Origin of the sequence: Paraburkholderia sp. GAS334 (assembly GCF_050436625.1) — a bacterium.
Taxonomy (GTDB): domain Bacteria; phylum Pseudomonadota; class Gammaproteobacteria; order Burkholderiales; family Burkholderiaceae; genus Paraburkholderia.
Genome location: NZ_JBNDMO010000002.1, coordinates 723,772 through 746,128 on the forward strand (window position 1 = coordinate 723,772; position 22,357 = coordinate 746,128).

24 protein-coding genes and 1 pseudogene are annotated in these 22,357 nt (G+C 60.4%); 9 read left to right on the forward strand and 16 right to left on the reverse strand.

Annotation, left to right across the window (positions count from 1 at the left end; translation table 11 throughout):
* Positions 1–7 precede the first annotated feature (7 nt).
* From P3T21_RS06740 to P3T21_RS06755, 4 genes are all read right to left on the reverse strand, one after another.
* Entirely contained in the window at positions 8–862 is an 855-nt protein-coding gene (locus P3T21_RS06740) for a carbon-nitrogen hydrolase family protein (RefSeq protein ID WP_429255128.1), read from the reverse strand.
* A gap of 10 nt (positions 863–872) precedes the next feature.
* The gene (locus P3T21_RS06745) at positions 873–2,027 is read right to left on the reverse strand and encodes a pyridoxal phosphate-dependent aminotransferase (protein ID WP_429255129.1); all 1,155 of its coding nucleotides are present in this window, start codon (positions 2,025–2,027) and stop codon (positions 873–875) included.
* A 162-nt stretch (positions 2,028–2,189) separates the two neighbouring features.
* Positions 2,190–3,587 carry an ATP-dependent RNA helicase DbpA gene (dbpA, locus tag P3T21_RS06750; protein WP_429255130.1) on the reverse strand — a complete coding sequence of 466 codons (1,398 nt, stop codon included), beginning with the start codon at positions 3,585–3,587 and terminating at the stop codon, positions 2,190–2,192.
* Between the two features lie 38 nt (positions 3,588–3,625).
* Positions 3,626–3,811 carry a hypothetical protein gene (locus P3T21_RS06755; RefSeq protein WP_429255131.1) on the reverse strand — a complete coding sequence of 62 codons (186 nt, stop codon included), beginning with the start codon at positions 3,809–3,811 and terminating at the stop codon, positions 3,626–3,628.
* A 262-nt stretch (positions 3,812–4,073) separates the two neighbouring features.
* On the opposite strand from P3T21_RS06755, the gene P3T21_RS06760 reads away from it, so the two are divergent.
* Positions 4,074–4,871: an ArsR/SmtB family transcription factor gene (locus tag P3T21_RS06760; protein WP_429255132.1), complete on the forward strand. Its 798-nt coding sequence runs from the start codon at positions 4,074–4,076 to the stop codon at positions 4,869–4,871.
* A gap of 73 nt (positions 4,872–4,944) precedes the next feature.
* On the opposite strand, the gene P3T21_RS06765 is transcribed toward P3T21_RS06760, so the two are convergent.
* Positions 4,945–6,015, reverse strand: a complete 1,071-nt coding sequence (locus P3T21_RS06765; RefSeq protein ID WP_429255133.1) for a helix-turn-helix domain-containing protein — start codon at positions 6,013–6,015, stop codon at positions 4,945–4,947.
* A gap of 311 nt (positions 6,016–6,326) precedes the next feature.
* Here P3T21_RS06765 and adh point away from each other — a divergent pair, with 311 nt between their 5' ends.
* Both adh and P3T21_RS06775 read left to right on the forward strand, forming a co-directional pair.
* Positions 6,327–7,847, forward strand: a complete 1,521-nt coding sequence (adh, locus tag P3T21_RS06770) for an aldehyde dehydrogenase (protein ID WP_429255134.1) — start codon at positions 6,327–6,329, stop codon at positions 7,845–7,847.
* 64 nt (positions 7,848–7,911) lie between these two features.
* A complete protein-coding gene (locus P3T21_RS06775; RefSeq protein ID WP_429255135.1) occupies positions 7,912–8,304 on the forward strand; it encodes a DUF779 domain-containing protein in 393 nt (130 codons plus the stop codon).
* An 11-nt stretch (positions 8,305–8,315) separates the two neighbouring features.
* On the opposite strand, the gene eutC is transcribed toward P3T21_RS06775, so the two are convergent.
* Genes eutC through eat form a run of 3 tightly spaced genes read right to left on the reverse strand, consistent with a single transcriptional unit; the run spans position 8,316 to position 11,953 of the window.
* A complete protein-coding gene (gene eutC, locus P3T21_RS06780; RefSeq protein WP_429255136.1) occupies positions 8,316–9,104 on the reverse strand; it encodes an ethanolamine ammonia-lyase subunit EutC in 789 nt (262 codons plus the stop codon).
* Positions 9,101–10,501 (reverse strand): ethanolamine ammonia-lyase subunit EutB, encoded by a 1,401-nt coding sequence (locus P3T21_RS06785; RefSeq protein ID WP_429255137.1) that lies wholly within the window; start codon positions 10,499–10,501, stop codon positions 9,101–9,103. The genes eutC and P3T21_RS06785 overlap by 4 nt, the downstream gene beginning before the upstream one ends.
* 48 nt (positions 10,502–10,549) lie before the next feature.
* Positions 10,550–11,953, reverse strand: a complete 1,404-nt coding sequence (eat, locus tag P3T21_RS06790) for an ethanolamine permease (protein ID WP_429255138.1) — start codon at positions 11,951–11,953, stop codon at positions 10,550–10,552.
* A gap of 249 nt (positions 11,954–12,202) precedes the next feature.
* Between eat and P3T21_RS06795 the strand changes: the two genes are divergently transcribed.
* Entirely contained in the window at positions 12,203–13,063 is an 861-nt protein-coding gene (locus P3T21_RS06795; RefSeq protein WP_429255139.1) for an AraC family transcriptional regulator, read from the forward strand.
* A 159-nt stretch (positions 13,064–13,222) separates the two neighbouring features.
* Here the strand turns inward: P3T21_RS06795 and grxC are convergent, their stop codons facing one another.
* The 3 genes from grxC to P3T21_RS06810 form a co-directional block, all read right to left on the reverse strand.
* Complete coding sequence (gene grxC, locus P3T21_RS06800; RefSeq protein WP_429255140.1) at positions 13,223–13,492, reverse strand: glutaredoxin 3; 270 nt, start codon at positions 13,490–13,492, stop codon at positions 13,223–13,225.
* Between the two features lie 96 nt (positions 13,493–13,588).
* Positions 13,589–13,900 carry a DUF4148 domain-containing protein gene (locus tag P3T21_RS06805; protein ID WP_429255141.1) on the reverse strand — a complete coding sequence of 104 codons (312 nt, stop codon included), beginning with the start codon at positions 13,898–13,900 and terminating at the stop codon, positions 13,589–13,591.
* Positions 13,901–14,139: 239 nt separating this feature from the next.
* Positions 14,140–15,111 carry an AraC family transcriptional regulator gene (locus P3T21_RS06810; protein WP_429255142.1) on the reverse strand — a complete coding sequence of 324 codons (972 nt, stop codon included), beginning with the start codon at positions 15,109–15,111 and terminating at the stop codon, positions 14,140–14,142.
* Between the two features lie 191 nt (positions 15,112–15,302).
* Here P3T21_RS06810 and P3T21_RS06815 point away from each other — a divergent pair, with 191 nt between their 5' ends.
* Together P3T21_RS06815 and P3T21_RS06820 are read left to right on the forward strand one after the other, a co-directional pair.
* Positions 15,303–16,721, forward strand: a complete 1,419-nt coding sequence (locus tag P3T21_RS06815) for a dihydrolipoyl dehydrogenase (RefSeq protein ID WP_429255143.1) — start codon at positions 15,303–15,305, stop codon at positions 16,719–16,721.
* A gap of 258 nt (positions 16,722–16,979) precedes the next feature.
* Complete coding sequence (locus P3T21_RS06820; RefSeq protein ID WP_429255144.1) at positions 16,980–17,222, forward strand: SymE family type I addiction module toxin; 243 nt, start codon at positions 16,980–16,982, stop codon at positions 17,220–17,222.
* 55 nt (positions 17,223–17,277) lie between these two features.
* Here P3T21_RS06820 and P3T21_RS06825 read toward each other — a convergent pair whose 3' ends face one another.
* Positions 17,278–18,393, reverse strand: a complete 1,116-nt coding sequence (locus tag P3T21_RS06825) for a Fic family protein (RefSeq protein ID WP_429255145.1) — start codon at positions 18,391–18,393, stop codon at positions 17,278–17,280.
* Between the two features lie 214 nt (positions 18,394–18,607).
* Here P3T21_RS06825 and P3T21_RS06830 point away from each other — a divergent pair.
* Positions 18,608–19,222 (forward strand): annotated as a pseudogene (locus tag P3T21_RS06830) (plasmid partitioning protein RepB C-terminal domain-containing protein); the annotation flags it as partial.
* A gap of 75 nt (positions 19,223–19,297) precedes the next feature.
* On the opposite strand, the gene P3T21_RS06835 reads toward P3T21_RS06830, so the two are convergent.
* The 4 genes from P3T21_RS06835 to P3T21_RS06850 all read right to left on the reverse strand — a co-directional run bounded on the left by P3T21_RS06835 (position 19,298) and on the right by P3T21_RS06850 (position 20,767).
* Positions 19,298–19,501: a hypothetical protein gene (locus P3T21_RS06835; protein WP_429255146.1), complete on the reverse strand. Its 204-nt coding sequence runs from the start codon at positions 19,499–19,501 to the stop codon at positions 19,298–19,300.
* Positions 19,502–19,860: 359 nt separating this feature from the next.
* Positions 19,861–20,013 (reverse strand): hypothetical protein, encoded by a 153-nt coding sequence (locus tag P3T21_RS06840; RefSeq protein WP_429255147.1) that lies wholly within the window; start codon positions 20,011–20,013, stop codon positions 19,861–19,863.
* A gap of 55 nt (positions 20,014–20,068) precedes the next feature.
* Positions 20,069–20,398: a hypothetical protein gene (locus P3T21_RS06845; protein ID WP_429255148.1), complete on the reverse strand. Its 330-nt coding sequence runs from the start codon at positions 20,396–20,398 to the stop codon at positions 20,069–20,071.
* A gap of 114 nt (positions 20,399–20,512) precedes the next feature.
* Entirely contained in the window at positions 20,513–20,767 is a 255-nt protein-coding gene (locus P3T21_RS06850) for a hypothetical protein (protein ID WP_429255149.1), read from the reverse strand.
* 356 nt (positions 20,768–21,123) lie between these two features.
* Between P3T21_RS06850 and P3T21_RS06855 the strand changes: the two genes are divergently transcribed.
* Entirely contained in the window at positions 21,124–21,318 is a 195-nt protein-coding gene (locus P3T21_RS06855; protein ID WP_429255150.1) for a hypothetical protein, read from the forward strand.
* Between the two features lie 144 nt (positions 21,319–21,462).
* Positions 21,463–21,606 (forward strand): hypothetical protein, encoded by a 144-nt coding sequence (locus P3T21_RS06860; protein WP_429255151.1) that lies wholly within the window; start codon positions 21,463–21,465, stop codon positions 21,604–21,606.
* Positions 21,607–22,357: the final 751 nt, after the last annotated feature.

Genomic DNA, 22,357 nt, shown 5'->3' on the forward strand with positions numbered 1-22,357 from the left:
TATTGGGTTAATGTGGTGAGACATCAGACGGCGTCGCGATGCGCTTGTGTGTCAGAACCGGCAGACGCTCGCGCACGGCATCGAGCACCGACGATCCAAGCGTCGCAATCGCGAAGCCAGGCTCGTCATCGTGTCTTGCGAGCACCTCGCCCCATGGTCCGATGATCATACTGTGACCAAAAGTCCGCCATCCATTCGGATGCGTGCCGCACTGGCCGGAAGCGAGCACGTAGGCCTGATTCTCGACGGCACGTGTGCGCAGCAGCAGTTCCCAATGCGCGAGTCCCGTCGTATGCGTGAACGCGGCAGGCACAGCGATGACGTCCGCAGCGGGTCCTGCACGATACAACTCGGGAAAGCGCAGGTCGTAGCAGACCGAAAGCCGCAGATTGCCGAATGGCCCTTGCGCCGTGCCGACGCTGTCGCCACCGACCATCGTGTCGCCTTCGGCGTGCTGTTCGGCGCCCTGACTGAAGCTGAACAGATGGATCTTGTCGTAACGCGAACGGCACTCGCCCGTCGGATCAAACAGCAGCGACGTGTTGTACGCATGCGTACCCGCCTGCGGACCGCTCTCGGGACGGATCGGCACCGTGCCGCCGATCAGCCACGTACCCGTTTCGCGCGCGAGTTGTGCGAGCGCGTGCTGGATCGGGCCATCGCCGAAGGGCTCGGCGAGCGCGACACGTTGCGCTTCGCCGTTACCAATCCAGCAGAAGTATTCCGGCAGACACACGAGCGTCGCGCCCGCGCGCGCCGCCTCGGTCACCCAGTGATGCGCCTGCTCCAGGTTGTACGCGACATCGTCGGTGCTGCTCATCTGCACGACGGCGGCGGTCAACGTCTTTTCCATCTCGCTCATCGCACGCTCCTCAGATCGAACAGAGACGGCGTGCGCCTTCGCGCAGCGTCCCGTCATCCTTCGCGAAGCTCAGGCGGATCAGGCCGGAATCGGTGCCGTCGGTGTAGAACGCGGACAGCGGAATCGTCGCGACCTGCGCATCGCGAATCAGGCGCAGTACGAAGTCGTTATCGCTTTCGTCGGAGAACCCGCGGAAGCGTGCGAGCATGAAGAAGCTCCCTTCGCTCGGCAGCAATTCGAAGCGCGATTCGCTCAACGCTTTCTTCAGAAGATCACGTTTCTGCTGATAGAACGCCGACAGCCCGAGATAGCTTTCCTTGTGCGCCAGCGCTTCGGCGAACGCGTATTGCATCGGCGTATCGGCGGAGAACACCATGAACTGGTGCACCTTGCGGATCTCGTCCATCAGCGCAGCGGGCGCGAGGCAGTAGCCGACGCGCCAGCCTGTCACGTGATACGACTTGCCGAACGACGATACGATCACGCTACGTTCAGCGAGATCCTGATAGCACGCCATGCTGTGATGCTTCGCGCCATCGAACACGACGTGTTCGTACACTTCATCGGAGAGGATCACGATATCCGTGTTGCGCGTAACGGCTCGCAGGCGCTCGATGTCGGCTGCGCTGAAAACGGTCGCGGTCGGATTGTGCGGCGTGTTGGTGATGATCATGCGCGTCTTCGGCGTGATCGCGGCGGCGACTTCGTCCCAGTCCACGCGGAAGTGTTCAAGCGACAGCTTGATCGGTACCGGCGTTGCGCCTTGCAGCCGCACGATCGGCGCGTAGCTGTCGAACGACGGCTCGAAGTAGATCACCTCGTCGCCGGGATGCACGAGCGCGCTGATCGCCGAATAGAGGCCTTCGCTGGCACTTGCAAGGACGGTGACTTCGCTCAACGGGTCGTAGTGCACGCCGTACAGCTGCTCGACCTTGTTCGACAGCGCTTCGCGCAGCGCGCCGATGCCCGCCATCGGCGCGTACTGGTTATGACCGGCGCGCATGGCTTCTGCGACGCCTTCGACGAGCTTCGGGTCAGGGGCGAAATTCGGTGCGCCCTGCGACAGGTTCAGCGCGTTGTGTTCGGCGGCCAGCTGGCCGATGACGGTAAAGATCGTCGTGCCCACGTCGGGCAATTTCGAGCGGGCTTGAAAGGCGCTCTGCATGAGGGTTTTCTCCATCGGACAGCATATCGACGGGTCGCGCTTCGCACGGCGATCCCATCTTGTTGTTGCCGATTAAGCATCAACCAATACACCGCCACAATCGAAAGTTTGTCATGCACGCCATGCGTTTACCTCATGGCGGGGCCGAGCGCCATGATGGGCTTACTCTTCGTCCATCATCCGCACTTTGACCTTCTTGCCCTTCACCTTGCCGGCGTTGAGCTTGCGGAGCGCATCCTTCGCGACGCCGCGCTCGATCGCCACATAGGTAGAAAATTCCGTTACGTTGATCTTGCCGATCTGCGAGCCGGCGAAGCCCGCATCGCCGGTCAGCGCGCCGAGCACGTCGCCCGGACGGATCTTTTCCTTGCGGCCGCCCAGAATCTGCAGCGTTTCCATCGGCGGCAGAAGCGGCTCGTTGCTCGCAGATTTCAGTTCCGACACCTGATGCCACTCAACCTCGCGGCCCTTCGCCTGCTCGATGCTGCCGACGCGTCCCATCTCGTTCATGCTCGCGAGACTGAGCGCCCAGCCTTCCTGATCAACACGCCCCGTGCGGCCGATGCGGTGCACGTGCACTTCCGGATCCGGCGTGACATCGACGTTGATCACCGCTTCAAGCTGCGCGATATCGAGGCCGCGCGCCGCCACATCGGTTGCGACCAGCACCGAACAGCTGCGGTTCGCGAACTGGATCAGCACCTGATCGCGTTCGCGCTGGTCGAGTTCTCCGTGCAGCGCGAGCGCGTGAAAACCCTGCGCGCGCAGCACGTCGAGCAGATCGCGGCATTGCTGCTTCGTGTTGCAGAACGCGATCGTGCTGACCGGCCGGTAGTGGTTCAGCAGCAGGCCGACGGTATGCAGCCGGTCGTTCTCGGTCACTTCGTAGAAGCGCTGGCGAATCTTGCTGTCGTCATGACGCTCTTCGAGCTTCACGTCCTTCGGGTTACGCAGGAATTGCTGGCTCAGCTTGCCGATCCCTTCCGGATAGGTCGCGGAAAACAGCAGCGTCTGACGCTCTTTCGGGCACTGACGGGCAACCGTCGCGATGTCGTCGAAGAAACCCATGTCGAGCATGCGGTCCGCTTCATCGAGCACGAGCGTGTTCAGCGCCTTCAGATCGAGGCTGCCGCGTTCCAGGTGATCCATGATCCGTCCCGGCGTGCCGACGACGATATGCGCGCCGTGTTCGAGGCTCGCCGTTTGCGGACGCATCGGCGTGCCGCCGCACAGCGTCAGCACCTTGATGTTTTCTTCGGCGCGCGCGAGGCGGCGGATTTCCTGCGTGACCTGGTCGGCGAGTTCGCGCGTCGGGCAAAGCACCATCGACTGCACGGCGAAGTTGCGCACGTCGAGGCGCGCGAGCAGCGCGAGCGAGAAGGCGGCTGTCTTGCCGCTGCCGGTCTTCGCCTGCGCGATCAGATCCTGGCCGGCGAGCGCGATCGGCAGGCTGGCGGCCTGGATCGGCGTCATCTCCAGATAGCCGAGCTGCGTGAGGTTGGCCAGCATCGCGGGCGGCAGCGGTAGCTGGCTGAAAGGGGCGGGAGTGGGCTTGTTCATGTGTCTGGTCAGTGAAGGGGCGATGAGCGTGCGCTGGCTTACGAGAGCGGACGGCCTTCGATCTGCTCGTAGACGATCGTCCCGTCGTCGGCGTCGAAGCGCTCGACGTAATTGCGCGCGCCGCACATCGGGCAGCGGAACAAGAGCCCTTGCCCTTCATTCTTGATCAGAACATCGGACAGTTCCCACTGGGCGCCGCATGACTGGTTTCTGCACGTAAACATCGTTGATTCTCCCGCCTGATCCGGCTGTCTGTTGAGGCTTGCCACGTGTGCGAAGCCTGGAGCAGCGCGGATTTCGTGGTGCGTTATATCGAAAGCCCGGCAGTGTCGCACGAAACGCTTTCCGTCCGACCGGTTTCGCCCGCCGCGACGCCGCGTTCTCCGTAATAGACCACAAATAGACCACATTTCGCCGGAAGAATCGCGTTTCGGCCAATACAGGACACCTTGACATGTGACCATATGGTCACCTATTGTACGAAACATGGATGACGTATTTAGAGCACTGGCCGACCCGACGCGTCGCAGCCTGCTCGACGAACTGTTCAAGGAAGACGGGCAGACGTTGAGCGCACTCGAAGCGCGGCTGCCGATGACGCGTTTTGGCGTCATGAAACACCTGAAGCTGCTGGAAGAGGCAGGGCTTGTCGTCGCCCGTCGTCAGGGGCGCGAGAAGCGGCACTTTCTGAACGTCGTCCCGATCCAGCTCATTTACGACCGCTGGGTGAGCAAGTACGCCGCGCCGTGGGCCTCGACCCTGAGCGAGCTGAAACACCAACTGGAGGACAGGACGATGGAAAAAGTGTTTGAGATTTACATCAAGACGACGCCGGAACGCCTGTGGGAAGCGATCACTAACAAGGAGATGCGGGCGAAGTACACGTTTGGCCTGCTCGTCAGTTCGGACTGGACGCCCGGTTCGCGCTACGAAGGCGTGAGCGGCGGCCAGCCGACAGTGGGCTTCCCGGCTCACAGTGCAATTCTTGAAGGCGAGAACCTGGAGGTCGATCCGCCGAAGCGTCTTGTGCAGAGCTTCCGCGCGCTGTGGAGCGACGACGTGAAAAGCGAGGGCACGTCGCGTGTGACGTGGGAGATCCAGCAGATCGCTGATTCGTGCCGGCTGACGGTTACGCACGATCAGTTGCGTGATGAGGCCAACCCCGAGTTGTACGGTGGATGGCCAATGATTCTCTCCGGGCTCAAGACGCTGCTTGAGACGGGCGAGACGCTGACAACGCCTGGGTCGTTGCAGTACGCGCCGGATCCTGCGTCTGGAGCGTGAGAGCGGGCTACACCCGCAATTCACTGGCGATGAACGGGCGCGCTGTGGCGCGTTTCCGTTCGTTCGCTTCGGTTCAATGCGTTGCTGTTGCCTCCCGGCTGGCATTCAACGCATCGGCTTCGCTACGGCCCAAAGCCGCCTCCTTCAACGTATCCGACGGACGCTTGCCGAAGAGCTTCCGATAGTCCGTCGCGAACTGGCTCAGATGCCAGAAGCCCCACGCGGCGGCCACATCCTGCACCGAACGCGATGCACGCGCCGCCTCGCATAGCTCACGCCGTGCGCCGTTGAGGCGGATCGTCCGCAGATACGTGGCCGGCGCCATGCCGAGCACGTCCTGAAAGCAGTACTGCAGCGTCCTGCGGCTCACGTGCAGCTGGTCGCACAACTCCGGCACGCCGACCGGACGTTCGCGATTCGCCAGCACATACTCACGCGCTTCGGAGACGATCCACTGCCGACGCGGCTTCGTCGGAATGGCGCCCGGTTCGACATGCGGTTGCGCGCAGAGATCGAACAACGAAGCCAGCACCGACGATTCCAGCGCATTGCGCGCGAAACCCGTGAGCGGCGTGGCGCAACTCGCGCCATCCGCGAGAATGTGGCGCAGGGACGCGCACAGCCGCGCTTTATGCGCCTCGCCGATTGCTACGACTTCCGTCTCCGGCAGATGATCGATAAGCCGAAGGTGCTCGACTTCGGCCGCATAACGCCGCAGTACCTCACGCTTCACCACCACGCCGAAAATCTCGTAGCCCGCGGGCGTGATCAACTCGAATTCGATGCCGCCCGGACGAAACGCCATCGCATCGTCAGCGATAACGTTGGCATCGATGCGTCCCGTCACATCGCGCTGCACGGGAATCCCAAACCAGTACGCGTCAGACGGCACTTCGCACGTTTGCCGCAGCGTGTGACTCGTCGTCTCACAGAACACATGCATGTGATCGAGCGACAGCTCCGTCAGCGTGCCGATGAAGCTACCCCCTGTAAGCTGATCGTAGGTCTGCGTCCAGCCATGGAGATTGCGCGCCTGCTCGTCGGCATCGTGCGCAATGCAGGTGTGCACGCGAAGGGTTTCATCGAGTGTGAGGGCTGCGCCTGAGTCGTCTTCCAGACCGGCGGGTGAGAGATGACGCGTCATATCGGATCTGCCGCGAATGGGGAATCGCAATTAGAACGCAAATCCCGTGCCGTTTGTGCTGCCAGGCATGTGCCACGAGACGAACACACGCGTTGTTCAAGTCCTGAACAGGTGTCCCGGCGTCTGTTCAGAACTGGCGCGGCGATTTTGCTCGCAATGTGCGTGGCAGGTCGGATGTACCGTCGCAGTCCCCTTGCACACGCATGAATCACGTCGATCGTCTCACTGGCACGCTTCTGGCGTATTCGACTCGCGGCCAGCAATCCAGCGCACCGACGATAAACCATCACACACATGTGAGGAGCACACAGATGAACCATGCAGAGATGCAGTTCCTGACCACCGAATTCCCGTACAAGAAGCAGTATGCAAACTTCATCGGCGGCGAGTGGGTGAAGCCCGTTGGCGGCGAGTACTTCGACAACATCTCGCCGATCACGGGCGAGCCGTTCACATCGATTCCCCGCTCACGCGAAGCCGATATCGAACTCGCGCTCGACGCCGCACATCGTGCGAAAACCGCGTGGGGCAAAACGTCGACGACCGAACGCGCGAACATCCTCAACCGTATCGCCGATCGCATGGAGGCGAACCTGCAACGCATCGCCGTCGCCGAGACGATCGACAACGGCAAGCCGCTACGCGAAACGATGGCCGCCGACATTCCGCTCGCCATTGATCACTTCCGCTATTTCGCGGGCTGCGCGCGTGCGCAGGAAGGCTCGATTTCCCAGATCGACGAAGACACCGTTGCGTATCACTTTCATGAGCCGCTAGGCGTCGTCGGTCAGATCATTCCGTGGAATTTCCCGATCCTGATGGCGGTATGGAAGCTTGCGCCCGCACTCGCGGCGGGCAACTGCGTGGTGCTCAAGCCGGCCGAGCAGACACCCGCCTCGATTCTCGTACTGGTCGAACTGATTCAGGATCTGCTGCCGCCCGGCGTGTTGAATGTTGTGAACGGCTTTGGTCTCGAAGCGGGCAAGCCGCTGGCTTCGAACAAGCGCATCGCGAAGATTGCGTTCACAGGTGAAACCACAACTGGCCGTCTCATCATGCAGTACGCGAGCCAGAACATCATCCCGGTGACGCTTGAACTCGGTGGCAAGAGCCCGAACATTTTCTTCGCCGATGTGATGGATCACGACGACAGCTATTTCGACAAGGCGCTCGAAGGCTTCGCGATGTTCGCGCTGAATCAGGGCGAAGTGTGTACGTGTCCGTCGCGCGTGCTGGTCGATGAAAAGATCTATGACCGCTTCATGGAACGTGCGCTCAAGCGTGTCGCTGCGATCACGCAGGGCCATCCGCTCGATACGAAGACGATGATCGGTGCGCAGGCTTCACAGGAACAGCTGGAAAAGATCCTGTCGTATGTCGATCTCGGCAAGCAGGAGGGCGCCCAGTGTTTGATCGGAGGCGAACGTAACTCGCTCAGCGGCGAATTGAGCAAAGGCTATTACGTGAAGCCGACGGTGTTCAAAGGCCACAACAAGATGCGCATCTTCCAGGAAGAAATCTTCGGACCTGTGGTTTCAGTCACCACGTTCAAGAACGAAGACGAAGCCCTGGAAATCGCCAACGACACGCTTTACGGGCTCGGCGCAGGTGTCTGGACACGCGATGGCACGCGCGCGTATCGCTTCGGCCGGCAGATTCAGGCCGGACGTGTGTGGACTAACTGCTATCACGCGTATCCGGCGCACGCAGCATTCGGCGGCTACAAGCAGTCGGGCATCGGTCGCGAGAATCACAAGATGATGCTGGACCACTATCAGCAAACCAAGAATCTCCTCGTCAGCTACAGCGAGAAGCCGCTGGGCTTCTTCTGAGCTCGACGCTCCTGCGGGCGAGCCGCATGGTTGCGGTTCGCCCTTTTTTCACTGGAGAAACGTCATGGTTGAGGATGGTGTAGCACGCGTGATCGCAACACCCGCGGCAGAAGCGTTGATTCAACAGCTCGGTGCAGAACATGGCCCGATCCTCTTTCATCAATCAGGCGGTTGTTGCGACGGCAGTGCGCCGATGTGCTTTCCTGCTTCCGAGTTTGTGGTCGGCGGATCGGATGTGCGGCTCGGTTTGATTGCCGGCGTGCCGTTCTATATGAGCGAATCGCAGTTCGAGTACTGGCAGCACACGCAGCTGATCATCGACGTCGTGCCCGGAAATGGCGGTATGTTCTCGCTCGAACGGCCGACGGGGATGCGTTTTCTGACGCGGTCGCGTCTGTTTGAAGATGCAGAGAATGCGTGGCTCGAAAGGCATCCGGTTGATCGCGCGGATGCCTGATTCTGTTTAACTCAGGTGGATGGCGGCGCTGGAACGGCCGCCGTCGCCGCCGCTTGTTCGAGCAATGCGTCGCTGTCGTCTTTGAGACCGACGCCCGTCAGACCCAAGCGACGCGCATGCGTCAGCAGATAGTGCAGCTTGTGCGCGGCGGCTTCGTACGGCAGCCCTTCGGGACGCACGTTTGAGATGCAGTTGCGTTGCGCATCGCTGCAACCCACTTTCGGTGCGTAGGTTAGATAGATGCCGAGACTGTCGGGCGAACTGAGCCCGGGTCGCTCGCCGATCAGCATCACCACCAGCTTTGCTTTCAACAGCTCACCGATTTCGTCGCCGAGTGCGACTCTTCCCTGACGTGCGACCACTACGGGGCCGATTTTCCAGTCCGTGAGTCGCGAACATACCGCCTGCAACAAAGGTAGCGACTGCCGCGACGCAGCGAATGCCGACAAACCATCCGCGATCACGAACACCACTTCAGGTGGCTCGATCGTCACCTTCGCTAAAGCCTCACGACTGTCATCGGCCAAACGTCGCCCAAGATCGGGCCGCCGCAGATAATGCTCGCGATCCGGCGCGGCGCTATGTACATCGAGCGACGTAAAGCCATGCGCGCGCAACTGTTCATGCAGCACGTCGACGTCGAGCGGATGATGCACGGCGTCGCGCGCCTGTGCGTGCGAAAGGTTGAATGCAAGCAGCGGCGCCGTCGGCAGGCTGTTTCCGGCGCGACCCAGCGCAATGCGTGCGTTGGTGAATTCGCGCAACGCATTCCACGGATTTTTTTCGAGGAAGTCACTCATGTGATGTCGGCTCCCATCCAGTCCTTCGCGCCTTGCAGCAGCGGCTGACGTAAGGATGCGCTCAGCAACGCGCCTCGCGTGTCGGCGATCTGCATCGACTCAAGCCATTCTTCGAATTCCGGTGCGCGTCGCAGGCCCAGGACATCGCGTACGTATAAGGCGTCATGGAACGACGTGCTCTGATAGTTGAGCATCACATCGTCCGCGCCCGGCACGCCCATGATGAAGTTGATGCCTGCAACGCCTAGCAGCGTCAGCAGGTTATCCATGTCGTCCTGATCGGCTTCGGCGTGGTTCGTGTAACAGATATCGCAGCCCATCGGCACACCCAGCAGCTTGCCGCAGAAATGATCTTCGAGACCCGCGCGCGTAATCTGCTTGCCGTCGTACAGATACTCGGGCCCGATAAACCCAACCACGGTATTGACGAGAAACGGATTGAACTTGCGCGCCACCGCATACGCGCGCACTTCGCACGTCTGCTGATCGACGTCGTGATTTGCATTCGCCGACAGCGCGCTACCCTGCCCGGTTTCGAAATACATCAGGTTATTACCAACGGTTCCGCGCTTAAGCGACAAACCCGCTTCGTACCCTTCCTGCAGCAAGGCGAGCGTAATGCCAAAACCCGAGTTCGCTTTCTCCGTACCCGCAATCGACTGGAACACGAGATCGACCGGCGCACCCTTCTCTATCGCGGCAATCGTGTTGGTGACGTGTGTGAGTACGCATGACTGCGTCGGCACCTGATAGCGCTGACGAAAATCGTCGACCATGCGCAGCAGCATCGTGATCGCAGCGAGGCTGTCGGTGGCGGGATTGATGCCAATCATCGCGTCGCCGCAGCCGTACATCAGGCCGTCGAGCATCGAGGCTGCAATGCCCTTGACGTTGTCGGTCGCATGATTGGGTTGCAGGCGCACCGACATGTGCCCCGGCAAACCAACCGTGTTGCGAAAGCGCGTAATCACCGGACGCTTGCGCGCCGCCGCGATCAGGTCCTGATTGCGCATCAGCTTCGAAACCGCCGCAACCATCTCCGGCGTAAGTCCCGCGGTGATCCGCGTAAGCGCTGCGGTATCCGTCGTGCTCGACAGCAACCAGTTGCGGAAATCGCCCACGGTCAGGTGCGCGATTTCGGCGAAGGCTTCGGGCGAGTGATCGTCGATAATTAAACGCGTGACTTCATCGCTCTCATACGGAATCACCACTTCGTTCAGAAACGTGCGCAACGGCACCGCGGCGAGCGCGATTTTCGCGGCGACGCGTTCCTCTTCGCTCGCCGCCGCGATGCCGGCGAGCTGGTCGCCGGAACGCAGCGGGCTCGCCTTCGCCATCAGGGTTTTCAGATCGGCGAACCGGTAAGTGCGGCTGCCGATAGTCTCCGTATAGCTCATCTGCGTTGCTCCTGCGCCGCTGCGTAAGCAGCGGCTTTGCCTGTCGCGTCAGTCTTCGAGCAGAACATCCGCCGGTGCGATTTCGCGCTGACGACGCGTCGACAGAAAGTACAGGTAGCCGAGCACGAGGAAGATCGCGAACACGACTGCCACGAGAAAGTTGAAATACACCATCGTCCCCAGCGAAATCACTGCGGCCACCAGCGCGAACGCCGGGAAGAACGGGAACATCGGCGCGCGGAACGGCCGCTCCATGTCCGGCGCCGTGCGTCGCAGTTTGAACAGCGACAGCATGCTGATGATGTACATCACAATAGCGCCAAATACGGACATCGTCACGATGTTCGCCGTCAGCGTCTGGCCGCCGAACTGGATCAGCTCGTCGCTGTAGATCGCTGCGATGCCGACCACGCCGCCCGCCAGAATCGCGCGATGCGGTGTCTTGAAGCGCGGATGCACCTTCGAAAGCCACTCAGGCAGATAACCCGCACGCGCCAGCGCGAAGATCTGCCGTGAATAGCCAAGAATGATGCCGTGGAACGACGCGACAAGCCCAAACAGGCCGAGCCACACGAGCATATGCATCCAGCCGCTGTTCGCCCCGACGATGAATTTCATCGCCTGCGGCAGCGGGTCGTTGATGTTGGCGAGTTTGGTCCAGTCGCCTGCGGCGCCCGCGAACACCATCACGCCGACTGCGAGCGCAACGAGCGTCAGGATGCCCGCGATGTACGCGATCGGGATCGAGCGCTTCGGGTCTTTCGCTTCCTCGGCAGCCATTGCGACGCCTTCAATCGCGAGGAAGAACCAGATCGCGAACGGAATCGCCGCGAACATGCCGGTGAACGAGCCGAGGCTGAAGTGATCCGCGCCGGACCAGCCGCCCTTCGCGAAGTTGGCCCACTCGAAACCCGGTGACACGACGCCCATGAACACCAGCAGCTCGAAAATCGCGAGCAGCGTCACGCACAGTTCGAACGCCGCTGCGATCTGCACACCGACGATATTCAGTGCCATGAAGACGAGATACGCACCCATGGCCGCGTGTTTCGGTTCGAGACCGGGAAACTGCACGTGCAGATACGCGCCGATCGCGAGGGCAATGGCGGGCGGTGCAAACACGAATTCGACCAATGTTGCTGCACCCGCGATATAACCGCCTGTCGGGCCGAATGCGTGGCGCGCGTAGGCAAACGGGCCGCCTGCGTGCGGAATCGACGTCGTGAGTTCAGTGAAGCTGAAGATGAACGTCGTGTACATCGCAGCGATGAAAAGCGCCGTGATGACGAAGCCAAGCGTGCCCGCGCTGGCCCAGCCGTAGCTCCAGCCGAAATATTCGCCGGAAATCACGAGGCCGACTGCAATGCCCCACAGTTGCCACGTACCGAGCGTCTGATTCAACTCGTGATGCGTGACCTTGCCCACATGCTGGCCTTTCGATTCTGTTTTCATCGGGATCTCCTGGTTTGACCGCTCGCGTGGACCGCCCATGCGGACCACGAGCAGACAGGCATCGGCCGATAGTAGGAAGCCAATAATCGAGGTGTTATCGAAAATCGGCAAAGATCGGCAGGTTTATTGGCATTAAGTGCCTACCGTATAAAGCGATTTGCACTGCGCGCGGGCGTTTGCGAGGTCCGCAGGATTTGGTAAACCGGTCCGTGCTAATTTTCGGTGCGTGGCCTTTTCGTCTCTATTCATATGACCCTGAACGATCCCGGCAGCCGCCAGCGCTACGAAACACGGCTTAATCGTGTGCTCGATCATATTTACGATCACCTCGACGAACCGCTCGATATCGACAGGCTGGCGGCGATTGCGTGTCTGTCGCCGTATCACTGGCATCGCATCTATCAGGCGATGTACGGCGAAACCGTAGCGACGACCGTGCGGCGGCTGCGGCTGCATCGTGCCGCCGGTTATCTGGCGAATGGGTCGATGCCGATTGCCGAGATCGCGGAGCGGTCGGGATATAGCAGCTTGCAGTCGTTCACGCGGACGTTCAGCGCGGTGTTTGGCATGCCGCCCGCGCAGTTTCGCAAGGCGGGCACTCATCGCCGGTTCAGGCCGGCTGGATCAGGAGGCGATCAAATGGTGATGCGAGACGTAGTGATTCGCGAGGTGCCGGCGATGGAGGTGGTTTCCGTCGAACATACCGGCTCGTACATGCAGATCGGCAAGGCGTTCGATACGTTGGTCGGATGGATCGCTGCGCGCGGGCTTTTCTCACCGGAGATGCGGATGGTCGGCATCTTCTATGACGATCCCGGGGTTGTGCCAGAAGCGGAGTTGCGATCGCGTGCCGGCGTGGTGTTGCCGCGTCGGGTTGAGATTTCAGCGCCAGTGAGCATGACGTCGATACCGGCCGGTGAATACGCGGTGCTGCGCCACAAAGGGCCGTACGGTGACATGCAGGCCGCTTATCAATGGCTTTATGGCGTGTGGCTCGTGCAGTCAGGCCGCGAAGCCGCCGACGCGCCGTGCTTCGAGGAGTATCTGAACAATCCGAAGGACACGCCGCCTTCTGAACTGCTTACGGATATCTGTCTGCCCTTGCGTTGATTGATGCGGTGCCTTCGCTCTGGCGTCAAAGCGCCTTTAGCGAAGGCACATTGCGTTCAAAACGGTTTGGTCGGCAGATACTTGAATAAGCCCGTCGCGTTTCGCGTGGGCTTCAAAAAATACGGTCAGGCTCGATTTCCTGACCGCCACTTGCGCACATCACGAAAGCGCTGCTTCGCGACGAAGCAGCGCGTCGAGACGGCCGTTCTCGTTCAGCTCCGACAGATCATCGAATCCACCGACATGTGTTGCGCCGATGTAGATCTGCGGAACGGTGCGTCGTCCGGTTTTCTTTGCCAGCGCGACGGCCGCGTCACGGTCGCCTTCGATGCTGATTTCGTTGAACGCCACCCCTTTGCTGCGCAGTAGCTCCTTCGCAGCAAGACAGTACGGGCACGTCGGTGTTGAGTAGATCGTGACTGAAGACATGATGTTTAACTCCTTCGATTACAGATAGCGTTCGGGCAGCACCCGAGGTTCAGACCGCGACCGGTGGAAAATCGACATCCGTTTCCGCGGTTGGGCTTATTGACCGCGGTAGACATCGTCGAGCGATGCGTCGTGCGTTGCGACCAAGTGCGTGCGCAGCGAGCGGAAACCCGATGCGGAGCTGCCGTGGGTCGAAGGGCCATACGATTCGTCTTGCGACTTGCGTGCAACCGGGCGGTTCAGTGCGAGGTCCGGATAATGCGCGTCGCTCATCGGATACGTGCCGGCCTGTTCTGCTGCGACCAGTTGAGCGCGAACCTGTGCGCGGGTGACGGTCGATTCGGCGTGGCTGGCGAGCGGCAGGGCAAGAGCGGCTGCGAGGACAAGAGCTTGGTGAATGCGTTTCATGATGTTGCTACCTTTAAAAAAGTTGCCGTCGGCGACGGGGTGACTGAACTATAAGAGTCGGCCCCCCGATCGTTAATAGCGTGACGGCTCATCAAAATGCTCATTCGGCTCATTGCCGTTTCGTGTGATTGATAAGACGAGAAGACGCGATATGACAGACGTGCGCGCGCGAAGGCGCGGCGTGTGTCGGTCAGGGGAAGGGGAAAGGTGAACGACGACGGCCCGCGCAGGGCCGTCGTTTATTCCGCGCGGATGTTGCCGCCGGAGGCGCGCCAGCGCGCCGGCGTCACGCCGATGTGGCGTTTGAAAACGCGCTGGAAAGCGGCTTCCGATTGATAGCCCACTATCTCGCCGATCTCGGCGACGGGCGTTGTGGTTTGCAGCAGCGTGCGGCCGGCGATCGTCATGCGCACTTCGGTGAGCACGTCCGTGGCGGAGCGGCCGATGGCTTCCTGGAACTGCCGGACGAACGTGGCGCGCGACATGTTGCAGAGCGACGCGAGTTGATCGAGCGTCCACGGCTCGCCGGGCGTCTCGAACATCGCCGAGACCGCCGCCTGCAGACGCGGCCGGCCAGCGAGCGCGAGCAGACCGTGCGGTGGTGCGGAAAGCTCGCTCGCGAAACGCAAGGTCAGCGCGAACAACGCCGCCGAGAGATGGCTCACGAGCGTCTCGCTGCCGGGGCCGTCGTCGGTGGCTTCTTCTCGCATCAGCTCGATCAGGCGCGTGAGACGCGAGGCCGCCGTGGACGACCCACCTTCGCTGTTATCGCCGCTGCCCTTACCGTTGCCCGGGCCCGCACTGCGGACGATCAGGCGTCCGGGCAAATGGTCGCGCAGCAGCCGGTCGGGGACGGCGCCGAGCAGAAAGCGGCCGCAGAGGACGTCGGCGGAGGCACCGGCGCCGCCGTTCTCGAGGACCATCGACGAGAGCCCCTGGCGCGGCGCCATGGGGCTCGGCGTCTCGCCGCTGCCATCGTGGATGCGGTGGGCGTCGCCGGCCGGAAACACGATGATGTCGCCGGGCACGAGCCGCTCGGGCGGACCGACGCCGTCTTCGACGATGGCGTTGCCCGACAGCAGCACGTGATACGGGATCTCGCGGACGCCCGACTTCTCCTTGACGATCGCCCACGGCGCGCCGAAGTGGCAGCGCACGTCGAGGCGTCCGGTGACGGGCATCAGGGAAAGGAGTCGACTTAACAGATCCATATGAGCCGCTTGAGCATGTTTATGCGTCGTTTGAGGATTAGCGCCGGGAGCGCGCCGACATACAGTGAGCCCATGCAATGCCAACCGATTCTACTTGAGGCGAGCGTGGGCCGTCGTTGCCGGCGGCGAGGCCTTGTGGGTCGGACCCGTGGCCGGTTTTCGGCCCGCTGCGCTACCCAATTGAGGATGTCATGAAAACAGTTCAAACCGATGTTGCGATTATTGGCGCCGGCAGTGCCGGCCTGCCGGCGTACCGCGCGGCGAAGGCGGCGGGCGCGTCCGCGATTCTCATCGAAGGCGGCCCGTACGGCACGACCTGCGCCCGCGTGGGATGTATGCCGTCGAAGCTGCTCATCGCGGCGGCGGAAGCGGCGCATTCGGCTTCGCGGACGGCGCCGTTTGGCGTGCATGTCGATGGGACGATCCGTATCGATGGTCGCGAGGTGATGGCGCGTGTGAAGGGTGAGCGCGACCGGTTCGTGGGTTTTGTGGTCGAGAGCACGGAGGCGATTCCTGAAGCGGATCGGCTCATCGGTTATGCGCGGTTTATCGATGACGGGTTGTTGCAGGTCGGTGATCACACGCGGGTGCGTGCGCGCAGTGTGGTGATCGCGACCGGGTCGTCGCCGTTTGTGCCGGAGATGTATCGCGCGCTGGGTGATCGGGCGATTGTGAATGACGATGTTTTTGCGTGGGAGGATTTGCCGCGGAAGGTGGCTGTGGTTGGGGCTGGGGTGATTGGGCTTGAACTGGGGCAAGCGCTTTCGCGGTTGGGGGTGGATGTGACGGTTGTTGGGGCGCGGGGGCGGGTTGGGCCTTTGAGTGATCCTGCTGTTAAGGACTATGCCGGGAAGGTGTTTGCGAGTGAGTTTCGGTTTGAGGCTCGGGCTGAGGTCCAGGCTGTTTCGCGTGAAGGTGACAGCGTGACGATGCGGTATCGGATTGGGGCTGGTTCGGGTTCTGGTTCTGAGCAGGTGGTTGAGGATACGTTTGACTATGTGCTGGTTACGGCTGGTCGGCGGGCTAATGTTTCTGGTTTGGCGCTGGAGAATACGACGCTGGTCCTCGATAAGGACGGCGTGCCTGTTTATGATCCGCTGACTTTGCAGGCTGGTACGCATCCTGTGTTTATTGCTGGGGATGTGAATGGCGTGCTGCCGTTGCTGCATGAGGCTGCTGATGAAGGTAGGTCGGCTGGGACGAATGCTGCGAAGTTTCCGGATGTTGTGCCGTTGGTGCGGCGCGCTCCGATTTCGGTGGTGTTTTCGGATCCGGGTGTGGCGATGGTTGGGTCACGGTTTGCTGACCTGGTGCCTGATTCGTTTGTGGTCGGTGAGGTTAGTTTTGAAGACCAGGGACGTAGCCGGATCATGTTGCGCAATCGCGGGTTGATGCATGTCTATGTCGACAAGGTCACGAGGCAGTTTGTCGGCGCGGAGTGGATCGGGCCGGATGCTGAACATATCGCGCACCTGCTGGCGTGGGCGCTGCAGATGAAGCTCACCGTCGATGCGATGCTGGAGATGCCTTTCTATCACCCGGTGGTTGAGGAAGGGTTGAGGACGGCGTTGCGGGGGGCGGTGGCGGGGTTGCGGGTGAGTGGGGAGTGAGTGGGGTTTCGGGTCTCTCCGTCAAGGGCGGTTTGACCCAACGCAAAAAGGCGGGCTGATTTCGTTACCTGATGGCCATTCGGCATATTGTTTGCGGATTTTCACTACGTGAAAATATATTGGATGACTTAGTAAGTGTCATCGGTCGCGTCGAGAAGTTCAGCGACTGAGAACATCAGGAAGGAAAAGAAGCGCGGGCAGTATGGGCGGCAACCCATACTGCCCGCTGACCACAACCAACTCACGTGGGAGTTGATCATGGCTGACGCCAATCATAAGACAGTTGCACCTGTTTCCGAACGCTTCGTGACGATTTCGTCACAAAGACGGCCGAGACCGATCCGAAGTGTTCACGACTTCTATCGGCCACGTAATGATTTGCCGCCCGCGCCGTGGATTCGTCTGGCGGGACGATGGCTTGAGAAGGCAGGTTTTGAAATCAACAGCCGCATTCGTGTCGAGGTTCAGCGCGGAAAGCTTGTTATCACGCTTGCGGGCTGAACCTCGGTGTGATCAACGAACCCGGCGGCGCCGGGTTCACGTTGCGAGGTAGGCGTCAATTAATCAACTCGTACGCCGTACTTCGGCCACTGGCGGCGGATTTACGCAATGCGCCAAGCCCGACAAGTTCGCCGATATCACGCAAGGCAGTATCGGGCGAGCACTTCGCAATCGCGGCCCATTTACTGCTTGTCAGCTTTCCTTCGAAGCCATCCAACAGCCGATTAAGCAGTTTCACCTGTCGCTCGTTCAAAGGCGTCCCCGCCCAGCGCTGCCAGAAGCGCGTCTTAGCGAGCACTGCGTCGACTGTTTGCTGCGCGTTTCCCACTGCCCGATTTAGGATCTCCAAAAACCAAAGCAGCCACTCAGTGATATCGAGCGAGCCTTTCTGCGTGCGTTCGAGAACGTCATAGTAGGCGCTGCGCTCTCGCTGGATTTGCGCGGAGAGGCTGTAGAAACGTTGCGGACTGCCATCAGCGCGGGCGAGCAGCAAGTCTCCGATCGCTCGCGCGATGCGGCCATTGCCATCGTCGAACGGATGCAGCGTCACAAACCAGAGGTGAGCGAGTCCTGCCTTGATTAGCGCAGGCTGATCTGAATCGTCATTGATCCACTCGAGGAAGCGCGCCATCTCCTCGTTTAGACAACTGGCAGGCGGGGCCTCGAAATGAACGCGTTGCCGGCCGATTGGCCCTGACACGACCTGCATGGGGCCGTTGGCGTCGCCGCGCCATGTGCCGACCTCGATCCGAGACATACCGCTGAAACCGGTCGGAAACAACGCCGCGTGCCACGCGAACAGCCGCTCAGCAGTCACCGGACCGGCGCAGCTGATCGTGGCGTCCAGCACCATTTCGACCACGCCTTCGACGTGACGATCGACGGGCGCAAGCGCCCCTATATCCACCCCGAGGCGACGCGCGATCGAAGATCGTACCGATTGCGCGTTGAGCCGTTCACCCTCGATCTCACTCGTTTTCAGTACGTCTTCGGTGAGCGCAGCAAGGCTGGCCTGGTCGCGCAGGGCCACGCCGACATCGGCCAAACGGCCTAGCAGCACGCCCTGCGCCTGTGACACGTCCGTCAGTGCAGAGGCGAGCCGCGGCAAGTCGTACCGCCATTCCGGCCAATCAGGGTCCTGCCAGATATAGGTCCAATCTCCGCTTTTCATGCGGAGATTATGCGGCGCAATCTCCGTATCCGCAAGTTATTCTCCGCAGAATTTGCGGTGAATCTAAGGGTTATTCGCCGCAGCGATTTTCGGACCGGCGCGTTGCCGTTTGCCAGCCCTCGAGCCGATCAACCATTTTCCGACATCGGCAAAATGGTTGATCAGCCTTAACTTGAGGTTCTGCACAGGGAATGCGCACACGTGTCCTGACGCATATAACAACCGCGTCAATCGGCTCGCCACAATCCAGGAGCACTACATGATCCGGCGCGTTGTTGAGCGCGGGGTCTCGCCGGAGCGACTGGCGAAGGCCCTCGGTGTCGACGTGTCCCAGATTCTGAAGAAAATGTCGTTGCTCGACGGCGTATGCCCCGAGGCTGCTGAGCTTTTGAAGGATCGGCAGTTTTCGGCCGAACTGGCCCGAGCAGTCCGAAAAATGAAGCCGACGCGACAGGTCGAATGTGTGGAGCTCATGATCGCGGCCAACAATGTGACCGTGTCCTATGCCGAAGCGCTACTCGTGGCGACGCCCGCAGCTCGCCTCGTCGATGGCAAGAAGCCGCCGAAGCTGACCGGCGTCAGTCCGGAACAGATGGCGAAGATGGAACGGGAGATGAGCAACCTGCAAGCGCAGTACAAACTTGTCGAGCAGACGTACGGGCAAGACGTGCTCAATCTCGTTCTCGCAAAGGGCTATTTAGCCAAGATGCTTGAAAATGATTCAGCCCGACAGTACCTGCGGCAGCGACAACCCGACCTTACGGTCGAGTTCGAGGCAATCGTTGAGACGGTGTCGCTAGACCAGCAACCATTCAACGTGGCCACATAGTCACTGGTTCAGTCGATCTAAGTCGCAAGTCAGATTCGATATATGAATAATCTCGACCGACAAAGCGGGGTAGCGTCAATTCCGGCCGGTCAAGACGAACGTGAGTGCATACTGGCCGGTGCTTAGCCAGCCACCGGTGAGACTGGCTGCGGCATCGGAGACAACGCGAGGCGGGGCGAACGCAGTGGAGAGTGTTGTCGCCGTGTCGGGGATCGGTGGATGGAGGGCGGGCAGGCCGTTTTCGATGTTGTCCCTTGCGTCGTCATCGTTGCCGATCATACGTCCGACGCCAGCGGCGTTCACTTGACTTACCGATCTGTCCAGTCGGCACAGAGCAACTGCCTCGGTGGGACGGAATGAATCCCGTAAAGCAGGGGCATCCGGAGTTACCACGTTCCCGTCATTGCCAGTCTTACTTGCCTGCGGAGAGCTTGCCGGGTAGCTTTCAAAATTCGCTCCGGAACCAGACCGTTGAGTGCCGGAGCTCTCGATGTTCGGATCGGCTATTGCGTTCCCGCTGAGGGCAAGTGCCATAAACATAGCGGCCGCCTGTAGAGGCTTGCGCATGAAGTTCTCCCGTCGCTCGAATGTCCTGTGTTCAATGGTGGGATCTGAGGTGAAGGATAGGACGTCCCGCGTCAGACGCAACCTGCGCCCCATGTCACTGCGAGTGTGACAGACCATCTAGCCGCGCAGATCGCATCGTTAAAGCCACTTTCGTAGCCCTGCACGATGACGCTCGCCGACGCCGGCAGCGCGCGCAGAATCTCGATAAGTTCGGCGACAGTCACGAATGTCCTCCCGACAGATGTGCATGGTTCCGGCAAAGGGTGACACCGAATCGGGTCAACCGTGCGGCAGGCGCCCGTGCAGCCAGTCGGACCAGTCCCACTCAAAAGCGCATTCGCCCTCGCCGTCGATCGCGGGACAACACGAGCCGCGCAGCGCAGCGCGAAACGCGTCCTGCCACGGCGCGGGAATCTCGGACAGGCGCACGTAATACCGGCGGCCGTTGTGTACATGCACCGGAACTTTTCGCAAGGCGGCCAGATCCGCCATGCGATACGCATCGTATGCCGCTTTCACCTCAGGTCTGCTGAGCGGGCGGGTCGTATCGGCTAGCGTATGCCCTACCGGGCTGAATTTACCGATATCGCTCTGATCTTCGTCGGTCATCACCGGCGCTCCGAGCTGGCGGCCGACCGGTGCACGTCAACCATTTTCCGCCCGCTTAGGGCGCGGACGGATCGCATTGCGCGAGCAGGTCGGCCAGCTCGAGATTCTTGCACGTCATGGCTTGTCCTCATCACAGATCCGCGCCCACCGCTCGGCGTGGACTTGCGTGTGCAGGCCAAGCTGTTCGGCTGTCGCGACAGGCAGGCGAATCGTCACGACAGCGCCGCCCTTTTCCAGCGTCGACAACTCCACGCTGACGCCACGCAGCTCCAGATAGACCACGCCCGCTTCGAACACTTCCTCGTAGAAATGCCAGGAGGGTTCGCGGGCCGTACTGACGTGGTGCGATAGGGTAGCTTTTGTGCTCATGGAAACTCCGTCAGCGGCGTTGGTCGTACAAGCCAGTGTAGCGGGCCGTCGCCGGAAAGGGTGACACATCAGATTTTCTGTCAAATACCGTGATTGACGAAAACATCGCGGTCGCCCGGAGACGATGCGTCTTAGGGGCGAGACTCGATGGCCGGCAAGGGCCGCGCATGCGCAGCGCGCCGAGGCCGGCCATCAACAAGGCATCCTTCGTCTAGTCGGCGTGGAAGAATGAATGTGGCCGGCACATATCAACGTCTGCCATTTGCACAATGTCCGTACCAGCCCAAACCCGAAGGCAACTCGACTGGTAGGCCGGGAAATAAACGTAAGTCGAGACAGTAAGCATTGCCGCGAGGATGGCTGTCGCACCGCTCTTTGATGAGCAATTGCTGACGGTTGGACGTGCGAGCGCTCGTCTCGGTTCCACCGCAGCCGTTTGGCAGTTCCTTGCTCAAGATCTGCTGACCTGCGATCTGCGTCAGCCGTTGAGTGAATCGACTGCCTTGTCCATTCAAACCCGCGAGCCGAACGATGAAGAACTATATTTTTAAAGTCGGGGTGTCCATCGAAGTGGATGACCAAGATCATAGGATCGTGTATCTCACGGCCGAAGGACTAGTGCACCTGACAGCGGCGGCCACCCGTTTATCCAAAAAGACAGCTACGTTTTTTATGGCGATCTGCGGATTTACTCGGTGGCAGACATTGTTGCTCATGTGATTAACGGGGTTTTCAAGCCTCACCCGACGAATTTCACTCAGGCCGAAGTCGCGCGCATCAAGAACGGCATCGATTTCTCTCCGCGCACGAAAAGGGCCTTCAAAGGCTTGGGCCTGTAAATCGCTGTCAGGCTTCGCCACTTCCGCATTACTCCCCTCCTTAGAAACAACGGTGCTGCGCGTACCAGACGGGCGACTCCGAACACGAGCAGAGTGGCGGGGTACAGTTTGAAGGTCATAAGGTCGAGTACCCCGCTGGATTCAATTTGGATTCGTGCGGGAGCGTTATGCTCCGAAGCGCAAGCGTTAAAGCTATATCCGTCGACTTGTCATGCCGCGTGCATCAACGAGTGGCGGTTTAATACTTGCGAAGCCGCCATTCACGTTGTGCCCGCTCGAAGGGCGGCTCCGGTTCTGCCCCGATCCGAGTTCTTCGGTGAACCGCTACAGTGAGGAGCAACTCGCGGAAATTCTCACGAAGAATGAGAATTTTGTGGGGAATTTTCACATTTTCCGCAAACGTGAGCGCGCTCACGTTCGCACAGATGTGCAAACGGCCTTGATTTTCAATAGACCAATTTTTCACGTTCCTTGAGAACGTACAGATCTCCCTCCTCTCACGGAGATGATCATGAAAAACCTGTTCTTGAAGATGGCATTCGGTGCGGTGGCTTTCGCGGGTGTTGCTGCGGCAGCGCAAGCTTATGTGGTTTTGCCGGTTTGCCAAACAATATGGGTTCAAGGTTGAGGCCGGAACATTACAGGCTGGGCCTGTCATAAATTTTGTGTGTAAGGCATAACATGTAGCTCAAGGAGCATGTATGCCACGCAAACCCAAGACGAGCCCCGAGGCCCAGACAGCGTTGCCGTC